Genomic DNA, 14,473 nt, shown 5'->3' with positions numbered 1-14,473 from the left:
ACCAAAAACACAAATACCTGACTATCAAATAGCTATTACGTTTTAGCTAAAGCCACTGCCTACAAATGTAATATTATAAAAACAACTGGCCCGGACAAAAGCCCGGGCCAGCGTATAATGCTCAATATTTTCTATGCAGCACTAAAACTTGATAGCCACATCAACCGAGAAGTTGCTCGTTGGGCTGTAGTTCCCATAAGGGTCCCAGTACTTTGTGTTGCCAATATTGTTCAGCTTCAAACCTGTGCGCCATTTGTTGTTCTCATAAAACAACGTACTGTTCACTACATGGTAATAAGGAATGGTAAGTCTGTTGGCATCTTCGAAATAACAATTGCTGACATAGTTACCACCAGCACCGATACCAAAGTTTTTCAGCACGCCGTTCTGAACCCTGTAGCTAATCCAGTAGCTGGCGATATTACGTGGCGCGCCTGCAACGATGTTACCCTGGTTTTGAGTAGCCTTAACGATCCGGTTTTCGTTATAACCGTAACCCAATACAACACTGAGTCCGGCTACCGGGTTGGCTAAGATATCAAGCTCAATACCTTTGCTCTGTTGCTCGCCATCTTGTCTGGTAAACAGCTTGCCATCAATTGTTTCATTACGCAGCGCATTATCGATATTGATGTTGTAATAACTTAAAGTAGCATTGATCCTGCCATTTAGCAGCTCACTCTTTACACCAGCTTCCCATTGGTTGGCATAAATAGGTTTAATAGAGAGAATAGAGCCGTCTGGCTGCTCCACCTGCGGATTGCTGTTTTGGAATCCATTCATATAGTTACCAAACACAGACACCTTGCCTTTCACCACCTGGTATACCAATCCTAATTTGGGCGACAATGAATTTTGCTCATATCCACCTGTAGCAAACCCACCTGCAGCCTGCTTATACTTATCGAAACGAAGACTAAGCATAGCATACAGACGATCACCAATGTTCAACACTTCAGATACATACGCACCCATGTATTGATTCTTTGAAATACCACGGCTGCTTACACGCTCCGGCTGCAACAGGATCTTATCTGCGTACACCCTGGTGATCAGCTTGGGAGTCTTCTTGATATCGATGGTATCGAAGTTAGGGCCACCTTTCTGCGTACCATTGGCATATTGATCAGTGTAGCTTACACCAACGAGCAAAGTATGTTTCAATCCACCTGTGGTAAACTTACCTACAAAGTTCTGCTGCACATTGGTATAAGATAACTTGATAGGTCCCCAGATGCCCACATACCTTGCCAGGCTATCCTTGCCCACCCAGGTATTGTACGTTTGATAGCTGTAGTCGACAGCTTCATTGACATACGCAAGGTTGGTGATCGAGGTCCAGCTGTCGTTGATCTTATATTTAGCCTCTACATAAAACTTTTGCGATTGAGTTTTTGCATCAAGGTCATTGTCATACACCGATCTCTTGTAGTTTAACGGAAGCTGCTTCATATTACTATAACCTGTCCTGGCAACGTTTACAGTAGTGTACGTTGGTCTGGTAGAATTAGCGTTGTAGATCTCTGCATCGAACAAGATCGTTAACTTATCAGTAGCCTTGTACAATAAGCTGGGAGCAAAAGCAAAACTGCTCACCCGTCCAAAATCGCTAAAGCTGTTTTGCCGGTGAACAGCTGTATTGACACGCGCCAGCAACGTTTTATCCTTGTTAACAGGTGCGTTGATATCTGCCGTTAAACGGGAAAGGCCAAAACTTCCCACCGTTAAACCTACATTGCCAAAGAAGTTTTCGCCCGGCTTTTTGGTCACGAGGTTCACCACGCCACCAAAGGAGGAGGCGCCTGCACCGAATAAAGTGCCGGAAGGTCCTTTGATAAATTCTATCCTTTCAACGTTAGAGACATCTGCGCTGGCCCGGTTAAGGTCGGAACGCAAACCATTACGTGCTCCAACACCCGTATTGAAACCGCGAGACACAACACCAACACCGCCACTGGGGAAAGAAGCAGCGATCACACCGGGAGCAGCTTTTATAGCATCCTGCAAATTGGTTACCACCTGCTCTTTCAGCAATTCCTTACCAACCACGTTATACACCTGCGGATTCTCCAGGTTGGAGAGCGGCATCCTCGCCACCATGTCGGATGTTTTGTTGGTGAGCTTGCTTACTGAATGTTGTACCACTACTTCCTGCAACTGCTGGTTGCTTTCCACCAACTTGAAATCCACTGTAGCTGTTGCGCCTTCGCTAACGGTAACTTCCTTTTTTTGCGTTTCCAGTCCTGTAAAGCTGGCTACAATAGTGTAGGTACCAACAGGCACTTTACCAATTATATACGATCCCTGCTGGCTGACGATCGTTCCCCGTCCTGTTCGCTCAAGCGTTATATTTACCTGTTCGGCCGGCTTGCCGTCGGAGGTAGTCACAGTCCCTTTAATGGTTCCTGTTTGTGCATTCGCCCATATGGGCACCAGAAAAATAAGTGTAGAAAGAATAGATGTTAATCGCATTAGAGTTGGTTTAAAACAAGGCGCGAAATAACAGCTAACGGGTATGGTTCCTGTTACGAGATCGGGAAGAGAAAATGATGCAATGCGGAAAATTAAAAAACGCTATATGTCTGTACAGGATGATGCCTGCTGCTTTTCTTTTAAAAAATACGTAGATTTGAAACGTCTTACACAGGAAATGGTGTCTTCCTGCTCCCAACCGTGTCGCCCGCCGGTGACGCTGATGGCGCCTACAAATAAACACTGGTACATGCTGCCAGGAATAAACTTTTGTAGGTATGAAGAAAATATCCACGTCATTTGAACTCTTCCACATTGTCCGACACCTGATCAAATGGACACTTATCACCATTCCCGTTGCAGCCGTCACAGGATCGCTGGTGGCCCTGTTCCTATGGCTGCTGGATGAAGTCACACACTTGCAATGGCATTATAGCTGGTTGTTGTACCTGCTGCCGGTAGCAGGTATTGCTATTTATTTCCTCTATAAATTATGGGGCAAAGATGCAGAAGCAGGCAACAACCTCATCATCGAAGAGATCCATCAACCCGGCGCAGGCGTGCCAGCCAAAATGGCCCCGCTGGTATTGATCACCACGTTGATCACCCACTTATTTGGCGGCTCTGCCGGTCGCGAAGGGACGGCCGTACAAATGGGTGGCAGCATGGCCAACTTATTGGGAAAATGGTTCAGGCTGTCACCCGAAGATATTCGCATCATATTAATGGCAGGCATTGCTGCAGGCTTTGGCGCAGTATTCGGCACACCACTCACCGGCGCTGTATTTGCACTGGAAGTACTGGCCATCGGGCGAATTAAATACGATGCACTCATCCCCTGCCTCATGGCTTCGGTATTTGCACACATCGTATGCAGCGCCTGGGGCATTCAACATACAACCTACCACATCACCGCCAGCGCCACTACCCTTTCACATCCATATAACTTATCGGCTGACAATTTTTACCTGCTCGCCAAAGTGATCCTCGCAGGCGTAGCCTTTGGCCTGGTAGGCTATTTGTTTGTGTTGTTATCACACGGTATCAAATCCCTATCCAAACAACTGATCAAAACAAACCAGTGGCTGATACCAGTGGCCGGTGGTTGTCTCATCATCGCGCTCACCTGGATGCTGGGCACGCGCGATTATCTTGGGCTGGGCGTTTCATCACCCGATGCTTCAGGCCCTTCTATCCTCAATGCTTTTAACCCGGAGGGCGTTACTTACTGGAGCTGGTGGTGGAAACTCCTGTTTACGGCTATTACCCTGGGCACAGGATTCAAAGGAGGAGAAGTAACCCCCTTGTTCTTTATAGGTGCTGCACTCGGCAACACGATTGCCAGTTTAACTGGCGCTCCCATCGATCTTTTTGCGGGACTTGGTTTTATTGCCGTGTTTGCAGGCGCTACCAACACTCCGATTGCCTGCACGCTCATGGGCGTTGAGCTATTTGGAACTGACCATGTGCTCTATTACGCCATCGCCTGCTTCACGGCCTACTACTTCAGCGGCCACACCGGCATCTATGCTACGCAACAAACAGCCGTTTCAAAATCATGGTTTGGGAGAAAATAACCTGATATAGACAATAAAAAAAGGGGGCTATGATCCGCCCCCTGAAGTAAGCACCTCTTCCTTTGAATTTCGTACACACCGGCAGCGTCGGCCAGATGCGCAATAACTTATTGATACAAAGCTAAAACAGGAACTACGCCTGCCGCCGGCAGATGCGTAATTGGTACCAAAAACTGAGTAATTAGCACCAAAAGCACAACGCCCGGCAGGCCGAAACCCCGGGCATTAACATAAAAAGCCAAGGGTCAGGAACCGGAAGTGTTAACCCCTCGATCCCTGACCCTTACTCTGAACTATTGACGCTGAGCGCTGAACTCAGTCTACCTTATGTAAATATTCATTTAAAAACTTCTTGGGAGGCTGACCGGTAATTTTCTTAAACACCCGGTTGAAAGTAACAGCATTCGTAAAACCGGTTTGATACGCTACCGTAGCGATACTATCAAAATCCTGCGATACGATCTTTTTACACGCCTCATTTACCCGCACCTCATTGAGGAAAGTAATATACGTCTTGCGCGTATGCTTCTTGAAATACCGGCAAAAAGCCTGCGGCGTAAGATGCGCCACCGAAGCGATCTGGTGCAAACTGATGTTCTCTGTGTAATGCGTCATGGTATACTGATACACATCATTCATACGCAGCCCTTCCGACTCACTGATAGAGTACTCACTGCCAGAGTTGGACAGCGTCTTGTACTTCTTGATCGTAGTCATTAATTGCAGCAGCTGAATAAAGGTAGCCAGGCGGCTGCCATTCCGTGCATCCTTCACTTGCAGCATCTTATCCATGATCTGTGCCTTATAAGCACTGGGTATCTGCATACCCATAGCGGTCACCTCCAGGAACTTCTTCACACTCTTCATTTCAGGCAATTGCAGAATGTGATTGAAAAGTCCGCCCGGGTCCACAAACATGGTCAGTGCATGGATCTCCTTTTTACTCCGCTTCTCGAAATAAGAAGGATCACTCTTAAATAAGTGAGGCTGATTGGCGCCAATGATATAAATATCACCCGGTTTAAAACGCTGCATCGCATTGCCCGCAATTAACGTTCCTTCACCTTTGATAACCCAGGTGATCTGTATCTCATTATGACGGTGCAGGTGGTTGTAAAAGTAAGGCAACACGTCTTCCTGCACGATAATTGAATACTCTGTAGCAACAGGTATAGTGAATTGTACAACTTTCATACTTAACCAATATTACCGCTTTTTTTTGGAATTAAATCACCGCGGGTTAATATCGGTCAATAACTGATTAATAACATACAGATAACATTCACACACACGAAAGCATACGTAAGCACAATTCATTGATAAAATGCAGCAGTAGACAGCCTTATAGCAGAAAAATATACTGTAATTAACCCGGTTAATTTTTATTCAAAATGCTGTATCCCGAATGCTAAATCGAAAATGCAGGTTCCATAACCTGTATGTTAAATTCGGTACCCTGTTTTCTTTTCCCAATCCTGCCTGATAATTAGCCAATCTTAACACTTTTATAAATGGTGAACTACGGATCATTATTTTACTGACTTTCGCCTTATTAACGTTGCCAAAGAGTTAACTTGTTAATTCGACAACAAATCAACCAAATCAACACATCTCTGCTATGAATCAAGCCGTTCGATTAAAGATTTTTCTCATCCTTTGTATTACACTCACCACCGTACAAAGCTGGGCACAGAACAGTCCCCTTTATCTCAACAACAGTGAGATAAATAATATTATGGTGCAGTACAATGCCGACCGCGGTAGCCTGTCGCGCTTCTATGTGCTGGAAAGCTCCCCCGAACGCCGGCAGCGTTTGCAACAATTGCAAAACGACTATTTGAAACAATTGCAGCAGGTGAAATTCGAATCACTGCCCACCGGCTCCAGAGTAGATTATGTCTTATTCAAGAGAAACCTGGACGAACAAGTTGATCTGCTGAAAGAAGAAGAAACAGAATACGGCCAGATAGCCAAATGGTTCACCTTTTCCGATAAGATCTACGCTATCGAAAAGATCCGTCGCAGAGGCACCCAGCAGGATGCGCAGCAACTCGCAGCAACCATGAACGCGTTGGCTACTGAAATTAACAATACCGCAAAAGCCCTCGGCAAAGAAGGCGCTTTCGAAGCTGCCCTTAGCCGTCGCGCCAGCAGCGTCATCCGTGGCCTGCAAGCAGCACTCAGGAGCGTAAATGACTTTTATACCGGCTACGATCCCGCCTATACCTGGTGGATTCCCGAGCCATTCAAGCGCCTTGAAAACTCCCTCAGCGATTACGCCAAAGCATGGCAGCAAAAAGAAAAAGCAGCTCCCGCAGCAAAAGATGATGGCAGCGGTATCATCGGCAACCCCATCGGCGAAAAAGAACTCATCCGCCAGCTACAGGCAGAAATGATCCCCTATACACCACAGGAATTAGTAGATATCGCCAACAAAGAATTCGCATGGTGCGACGCAGAAATGCTGAAAGCATCCCGCGAAATGGGCTTTGGCGAAGAGTGGAAAAAAGCAGTGGAGAAAGTAAAGAACAGCTACGTGCCACCGGGCAAACAACCCGAAGCCATGATGAAGCTGTACAACGAATCCATCGACTTCCTGAAGAAAAAAGACCTCGTTACCATTCCTCCTATCGCTGAAGAAACATGGCGCATGACGATGATGCCTCCCGCACGTCAGTTGGTGAGCCCCTTCTTCCTGGGTGGCGAAACGTTCATCATCTCCTATCCTACCAACACAATGGCAGAAGAAGACAAACTGATGAGCATGCGTGGCAACAACCCCCACTTCTCCCGCGCCACGGTACACCATGAGCTGATCGCTGGTCACCACCTGCAAGGCTTCATGAACAACCGTTACAAAACATACCGTAGCAACCGCACACCTTTCTGGACTGAAGGATGGGCGTTGTATTGGGAGTTGATCCTGTGGGACATGAAATTCCCCCAATCACCCGAAGACCGCATCGGTATGCTCTTCTGGCGTATGCACCGTTGCGCACGCATCATCTTCTCCCTCAACTATCACCTGGGCAAATGGACACCACAACAATGTATCGACTTCCTGGTTGACCGCGTATGCCACGAGCGCGCCAATGCAGAAGGCGAAGTACGTCGCTCTTTCACCGGCGGTTATGGACCATTATACCAGCTGGCCTATATGATCGGCGGTATGCAATTCTATGCCCTGAAAAAAGAACTGGTAGACGGCGGCAAGATGACCTACAAACAATACCACGATGCCGTGCTGCACGAAAACGCTATGCCGGTAGAAATGGTACGCGCCATCCTCACCAACCAACAATTACCCAAAGACTTTAAAACCAACTGGCGTTTTTACAATACTAAATAACTGGTTTATGACACTCAATAAACTCATACGCGCATCAGTGCTGCTCATGACCGGCCTCTTACCGGTAATAACACAAGCACAAGATGGAGTAGCCCAAACAAATGGTGGAGTGGTAATATCCCACGGCACTCAAAAGGCTGCCATTACACCCTACCTGCCTACACACGCCGAAATAATGAAGCGGTACCAGGATGCAGCCAGCCTCGACAGCCTTGCCCGCAATACCGTTCTAAAAACAACGGTGCAGGCATTCTGGCAGCCGGACAACAAAGGCTTCTGGTACAGGAACAACTTGAAAGATAGCGTACAGGAATATATCTATGTGGATGCAGTAGCTGGTAAAAAAGGCCCTGCCTTCGATCATGCACAACTGGCCACAGCACTCAGTCAGGCCTCTGGTAAAAAAGTGAGCGCCCAAAGACTCGGCATCAATTCACTGATATTCGACAACAAGACAAAGCTGATCACTTTCCGCTACCAGAATGCCTGGTACCAGTACGATATCACAAAACAAACTTGTGCCACAGCTACTGCTGTTGACACACAATCCATCAGCGCGCCCAATCCACGCCGCCGGCCCCGTTGGGACCGTGATGGCAGAAGAGACAGCTCTTCACCCGATAAACAGTGGCTATCTTATATCAAGGATTACAACGTATACATCAAGCCCGCCGCCGGCGGAGATGCCATACAGTTTACATCAGATGGCACAAAAGAAAAACCCTACGGACAATTGGTATGGTCGCCCGATAGCAAATATGCCATCGGCTACAAAATAGACCCACGCGAGCAAAAGGAAGTATACTACATACTCACCTCTCTCCCCAATACCATGCGTGGCCAGCTCCGTTCACAACGCTATGCACAGCCCGGCGATGAATTCACCAGCTACGAAATGTATGTATTCAGCCTCACCAGCAAAAAAGCAGTGAAGGTCAACACAGACAAGTATGACTTCCTCGGTTCACCTTACATCCGCTGGAGAAAAGAAAGCCGCTATTTCACCTATGAAAAAGCTGATCGCGGTCACCAGCGCTTCCGCATCATAGAAGTTGATAGCGAAACTGGTAATACGCGTAACGTTGTTGACGAGCAAACCAACACCTTCATTTACGAACAGCGCATCTTCACCCACTACCTGCCCGAAACAAATGAGATCATCTGGAGCAGTGAGAAAGATGGTTACCGTCACCTCTACCTCGTAGATGCGATAAGTGGAACCGTTAAGAATGCGATCACTGCCGGCTCCTGGGTGGTGCGTGAAATAGACAGCATCGACGAAAAGAAACGCGAAGTATGGTTCCGCGGCAGTGGCATGCAGGCTGGCGAAGACCCCTACAACCTCCACTACTACCGTATAGGATTCGACGGCAAGAAACTGGTATCACTCACACCGGCGCCAGGCAACCATAATGTTAGCTTCTCTCCCGACCGTAAATACTTTACCGACACCTATTCATCACCCAATGTAGCACCCGTTACCAATCTAATACGTGCTGCAGACAACAAACAAGTGATGGAGCTGGAAAAAGCAGACATATCCGCTTACCTCGCACTCGGCGTAAAACTGCCGGAAGTATTTGTAGCTAAAGCACGTGATGGCGTTACCGATATCTGGGGCGTGGTATGCAGACCACGCAACTTCGATCCCAACAAACGCTACCCTGTTATCGAGAACATCTATGCAGGTCCACAAGATGCATTTGTTCCTAAAAACTTCATGACACACGGAGAAATGCAAAGCATGGCTGAGCTCGGCTTCATCGTAATACAATGCGATGGCATGGGAACCGCCAACCGCTCCAAAGCATTCCATGATGTATGCTGGAAGAACCTGGCCGATGCAGGACTACCCGATCGCATCCTTTGGATCAAGGCCCTCGCTGCAAAATATCCTTATGTAGACGATACACGCGTAGGCGTATATGGTACATCAGCCGGCGGACAAAACTCTACTGGCGCCATGCTCTTCCATCCGGAGTTTTACAAAGCTGCCGTATCAGCCTGTGGCTGCCACGACAACCGCGTAGACAAACAATGGTGGAATGAACAATGGATGGGCTTCCCGATCGCCAAACATTATGACGAACAATCCAACATCACCAACGCCGCCAAATTACAAGGCAAGCTGTTGTTGATCGTAGGCGAAGCAGACACCAACGTGCCTCCAGAATCTACCTATCGCCTGGCCGACGCCCTGATCAAATCCAATAAGATGTTCGATCTCCTCACCGTACCCGGCATGGGCCACAGTGATGGCGGACCTTATGGACGCAAGAAAAAGAGAGACTTCTTTGTAAAGAGCCTCCTCGGCGTTGACCCACCCGACCGCAACAGTGGAGAATTAAAATAGGTTTATAGATAGCAACACAAAGCATGATTGGCCCCTTTCGGGGCCTCTGCTTTTATAGAGACGATATCAAAAAGGTTTTTAAGTCGCCAGCCTCTGGCTGGTGACGCCTATTTTCCAGCCTCCGGCTGGATTTAGCACACAAACTATGAATAACATGAATAAACAATTCATTACCATCGGCCTGTTGCTGATAACACTTAGCGCCACAGCTCAAAAGATCCATTTCACGGTATCGATGGAGCAACCAGCCAGCCATTACTTTCACGTGGTACTACAATACTCAGGGGCCAAAGGCGCCGCCACAGAATTTAAAATGCCGGTATGGTCACCCGGCTATTACCAGCGCCTGGATTATGCCCAATATGTAGAAAGCTTCAAAGTCACCAGTAACGCCGGCGACACACTCCCCTGGACAAAAGGTACAGCCAACAGTTGGCAGGTAACCCACAAAGGCCAGTCATCCTTCACCATCAGCTACGATGTAAAAGCTACCCGCGCCTTTGTAGCCAATCCCTTTTTAGATTCTACCCGGGGCTACATCATACCCGGCGGATTATTCGTACATCCTGCCGGCAAGATCAACCTGCCGTCCACAGTCGAAGTAAAGCCAGCACCGGGCTGGAACAACATAGCAACCGGCCTCGATCCGGTAGCAGGCAAACCATTCACCTATACGGCTCCCAACTTCGATGAACTGTATGACAGCCCCCTGCTGGTCGGTAACCTCGAAGAGCTGCCATCCTTCACGGTACAGGGAATCCCACACCGCTTCATTGGCTACAAGATGGGAGATTTCGACAAGCAGGCATTTGTGAACGACCTGCAAAAGATCGTAGCTACAGGGTCCGATATCATTGGCCACATCCCTTACAAACATTACACCTTCATCGCTATTGGTCCAGGCGCCGGAGGCATCGAACACCTCAACTCTACTACCATCAGCTTTACAGGCCCATCCCTGAGCACGCCCAAAGGACGCCTGCGCATACTGAACTTCATTGCCCATGAACACTTCCACCACTACAATGTAAAACGCATACGCCCTATTGAGCTCGGACCATTTAACTATGACAGCGGCAGCCGTACCAACCTGCTGTGGGTTTCGGAAGGACTTACGGTATACTATGAGTACCTGGTGGTAAAACGTGCAGGACTTTCTACCGAAGAAGACATCCTCGGATCATTCCGCAACAATATCATGGCCTTCCAAACCAAGCCCGGCCGATTATGCCAAACCCTGCAACAAGCCAGCTACAACACTTGGTCAGATGGTCCCTTTGGTCGCCGCGATGACAAAGAGAACAAAACGATCTCCTATTATGATAAAGGGCCAGTAGTAGGTCTGCTGTTCGACTTCGCCATCCGCCACAACACACAAAACAAAAAGTCGCTCGATGATGTAATGCGCACGCTGTACAGAGAATACTACCAGAAGAAGAAAAGAGGATTTACAGAAAAAGAATTGCGCACAGTGATCGAGCAAACAGCCGGAGGCCCACTTGATGAATTATTTGATTACATCTACACCACCAAAGAATTAGATTACAACAAATACCTCAACTACGCTGGCCTCACCATAGACACCACAGGCGAAAAACCAACCTATAATATCACCCGCCTCCCCAATCCCGACGCTTTGCAAAAGCAAATACTCGAAAGCTGGCTGGGCAAGTAATAACAACATAACCTAAATAAAAAAGCAACCAACGAAATAGAATTCGTGGTTGCTTTTTTATTTAAAACAAGAAACTCATTTATTCGACAGCTCTTCGAGGCTTGCAGCCTCGAAGCACTATTCCAGGGCCTTTGGCCCTATCGAAGTAAAAGTCACGAAGCAAAAGCATTGCCGACTGCCGGTACTGCCGATTGCCGCGCTCACCACTCCATCTTCAGCAACACAACTCCCTGACGCTGCAAATTCAAATTCACTATCAGCTTGCCATCTTTCACAACTTCTGAAGACTTTCCTGTCTGCGCCAGCTGCCCTGCCTTCTCCAACTGAGCGATCTGCTCAGGCGTAGGCTGCTGCGGAGAACCCAGTTGCTTCCACACCTCATAAGAATTACTATGCTGCCTGTCAACCACAAACTGCGTCAGCGTAACCTTCTTACCCGGCACACCATTCACTACCACCTGCACGTTTTCAGGTGTTCCTTCCAGGTCTTCGTCATGATAGTTCCACACCATCACAGTAGCATTCTTTTTATCCTTCGCTGCAAGACCACCAATATCAGTCGTTGCCTTGCGTACACCGGAATCACGTACAGCAAATACAGGATACATACGATCACTGGCCACCGCCACACGCTTACCACTCATCATACCAAACATCCGGAAGATATTCAGCACAGGCTTATCGACACCATTGGTAGCCAGGTCACGGAAACCATAAAACCACGGCTGATTCTCAAACTCAAACGACCACGACACAGCACCGAGGAAATTAACGCCAAAATGATCGGCCAGTAAATACTTTCGGGCAAATGAAGCCGCTGTATAAGAAGAATACATAGTACCATTCCGGTAAGCATTCTCAGGGTTGGTAGCCATGCCGCAGGCAGCACAACCCTCAGGATCAGATTCACCGATCACGATAGGCAAATGTTTAAAGGCAGGCGTGGAAGCCACGATCTCAAAACCTTTACTCACATCACGCATTTGATTAGCAATACCCATCCGCACATGCCCTTGCACTACACGCGGCGCACCCTTGGCATGAAAAGCAATAAAATCGAGTGGCGAACCGATCTTGCCGGTAGCATAGTTGGTATCACTTTCACAATGCTTGAGGAAAGTGCGTAAGAATTTTTCTGCTACATCCCAGGAAGGGCCGGTAGAGTGAGGACCACCAATACGCGCAGTAGGAAGCGCGCGGCGCAAACCCTCAGCAGCATAATCATACATCTTGCAATAATCCTGCACCTTGCCTTTGAAGTAACCGATATTAGGTTCATTCCATACCTCCCAATACCAGCTTTCCACTTCCTTCTTGCCATAACGTTGCACACAATGCTTCACCCACTCATAAACAAGGTTACCCCATTTCTTATAATCATTCGGCGGATAAGCCCAGCCGGTATAAATATCATTATAATTATCCCCCGGTTTCCAGTAATGCCGGTAAGGTTGCGGTTTGGGCGATAATGCCTCTGGCATAAAACCGATCTCAGCCAGCGGCTTCATGCCACGCTGCACATAAGTATCGAAGATACTGTCCACGATACGCCAGTTGTAAATAGGATTACCTTGCGCATCTTCCGTGTAAGCATTGGTAGAACCCCATTTCAAACCAGGCGTACCATCACCGGTGGTCAGCAGGTTGTGCGCCCGCACATACACAGGCACGGGGCTCAACGCCGCAATTTCAGACAATAGTTTTTTGCCATCCTTCATATACGTATAGTTTGGCTCATCATAACCAAACCACGCCCACACCGGCTTCATATCACCGGTAGGCTTAGAAAGATCGACATTAACAGTGGTATAATTTTGTGAATAGACGGGCACGGAAAGAAGAAATATAGCCAGCAAGCGTGCCACCATAGAAAGGTGTTTCATGTTGTTAAATTTACGCGTACCAATAACAATCGTTTCAAGTGTCAATTTAACAATTAAATACCAACATCCACATGGAAACATCCTCATTAAAAAAATAGCAACCGCTGGACATTAAAAACTGAGCATTAAGCATTTCTGTCTTCCCCTATCAACTTTTCAACTTATTAACATGTCACCCCCTATCAACCTCTCAACATATCAACGTACCTTCGCCCCCTATGAAAGCATTCTTATTCGACCTGAACGGCACGATGATCGACGACATGGGATACCACATACAAGCCTGGCACACATTACTCACAAAATATGGCTCCGGTATTACGCTCGAACAAACCAAAGAACAGTGCTACGGTAAGAATGGCGAGTTGTTGGAGCGCGTTTTCCCAGGCCGGTTCACTGACGAAGAAAAGAATAAGATAGGCTACGCCAAAGAAGAACAATACCAGCGCGAATTCAGACCCAACCTGAAACTCATCAACGGCTTAGACAAGTTTTTAGCAGCAGCCCACAAGCAACACATCAAAATGGCGATCGGCTCCGCAGCCATTACTTTTAATATCGATTTTGTGCTGGATGGATTGAACATCAGGCATTATTTTAGTAGTATTGTAAGCGCCGATAATGTAGTATACAGCAAGCCCGATCCGGAAACCTACCTCAAAAATGCTGCAGAGCTGGGTGTGGCGCCGGAAGATTGCATAGTGTTTGAAGATGCGCCCAAGGGCGTCGAAGCGGCCCAAAATGCCGGCATGCAGGCGGTAGTAATTACCAGCATGCACACCAAAGACGAATTTGGGGCCTACAACAACATTATCGGGTTCATAGAAGATTATACCGAATCCTGGCTACAGGAAACCCTCCTCACCGCCACGGTATAACGGCCCTGCCCGGGGCTCCTTTCAGCGACCCAATAGCGTCCTTCCCGCGACGCTTCAGCGACGTTACAACGACCTTATAGCGGCGTTACAGCGACCTTTCAGCGACGTTATAGCGACCTTATAGCGACTATGCTCCGTACATGCTTCATAGACAAGCCGTTGCAAAGCCATATCACCTCCTACTCTCCTCTTATCAGCCCTTAAACCTGTCAACCTTCCTACTTTTCTTCCCCTTATCAACTTGTCAACCTATTAACTTGTCAACCACCCCCCAAATAACAACAGC

General features: G+C 47.7%; 8 protein-coding genes and 1 riboswitch. Of the genes, 5 read left to right on the top strand and 3 right to left on the bottom strand.

The features are described from left to right. Positions 1–141 precede the first annotated feature (141 nt). Entirely contained in the window at positions 142–2,472 is a 2,331-nt protein-coding gene (locus AC5JBY_RS14750) for a TonB-dependent siderophore receptor (RefSeq protein WP_495905374.1), read from the bottom strand. A 165-nt stretch (positions 2,473–2,637) separates the two neighbouring features. Continuing rightward, a riboswitch (Fluoride riboswitch) is annotated at positions 2,638–2,712 on the top strand. A gap of 38 nt (positions 2,713–2,750) precedes the next feature. On the opposite strand from AC5JBY_RS14750, the gene AC5JBY_RS14745 reads away from it, so the two are divergent. Then, complete coding sequence (locus tag AC5JBY_RS14745; protein ID WP_495905373.1) at positions 2,751–4,049, top strand: voltage-gated chloride channel family protein; 1,299 nt, start codon at positions 2,751–2,753, stop codon at positions 4,047–4,049. 315 nt (positions 4,050–4,364) lie between these two features. On the opposite strand, the gene AC5JBY_RS14740 is transcribed toward AC5JBY_RS14745, so the two are convergent. Then, positions 4,365–5,243 (bottom strand): AraC family transcriptional regulator, encoded by an 879-nt coding sequence (locus AC5JBY_RS14740; RefSeq protein WP_495905372.1) that lies wholly within the window; start codon positions 5,241–5,243, stop codon positions 4,365–4,367. 424 nt (positions 5,244–5,667) lie between these two features. On the opposite strand from AC5JBY_RS14740, the gene AC5JBY_RS14735 reads away from it, so the two are divergent. From AC5JBY_RS14735 to AC5JBY_RS14725, 3 genes are all read left to right on the top strand, one after another. Continuing rightward, on the top strand, positions 5,668–7,398 hold the full coding sequence (locus AC5JBY_RS14735; protein ID WP_495905371.1) for a DUF885 family protein: 1,731 nt from the start codon (positions 5,668–5,670) through the stop codon (positions 7,396–7,398). Between the two features lie 7 nt (positions 7,399–7,405). Then, entirely contained in the window at positions 7,406–9,751 is a 2,346-nt protein-coding gene (locus AC5JBY_RS14730) for a S9 family peptidase (protein WP_495905370.1), read from the top strand. 154 nt (positions 9,752–9,905) lie between these two features. Then, on the top strand, positions 9,906–11,426 hold the full coding sequence (locus tag AC5JBY_RS14725) for a M61 family metallopeptidase (protein ID WP_495905369.1): 1,521 nt from the start codon (positions 9,906–9,908) through the stop codon (positions 11,424–11,426). A gap of 200 nt (positions 11,427–11,626) precedes the next feature. On the opposite strand, the gene AC5JBY_RS14720 is transcribed toward AC5JBY_RS14725, so the two are convergent. Then, entirely contained in the window at positions 11,627–13,309 is a 1,683-nt protein-coding gene (locus tag AC5JBY_RS14720; protein WP_495905368.1) for a GH39 family glycosyl hydrolase, read from the bottom strand. A gap of 218 nt (positions 13,310–13,527) precedes the next feature. Between AC5JBY_RS14720 and AC5JBY_RS14715 the strand changes: the two genes are divergently transcribed. Beyond that, a complete protein-coding gene (locus AC5JBY_RS14715; protein ID WP_495905367.1) occupies positions 13,528–14,187 on the top strand; it encodes an HAD family hydrolase in 660 nt (219 codons plus the stop codon). Positions 14,188–14,473 lie beyond the last annotated feature (286 nt).

This window comes from Paraflavitalea sp. (assembly GCF_059502485.1).
This window is presented reverse-complemented; position numbering and strand designations above follow the sequence as displayed.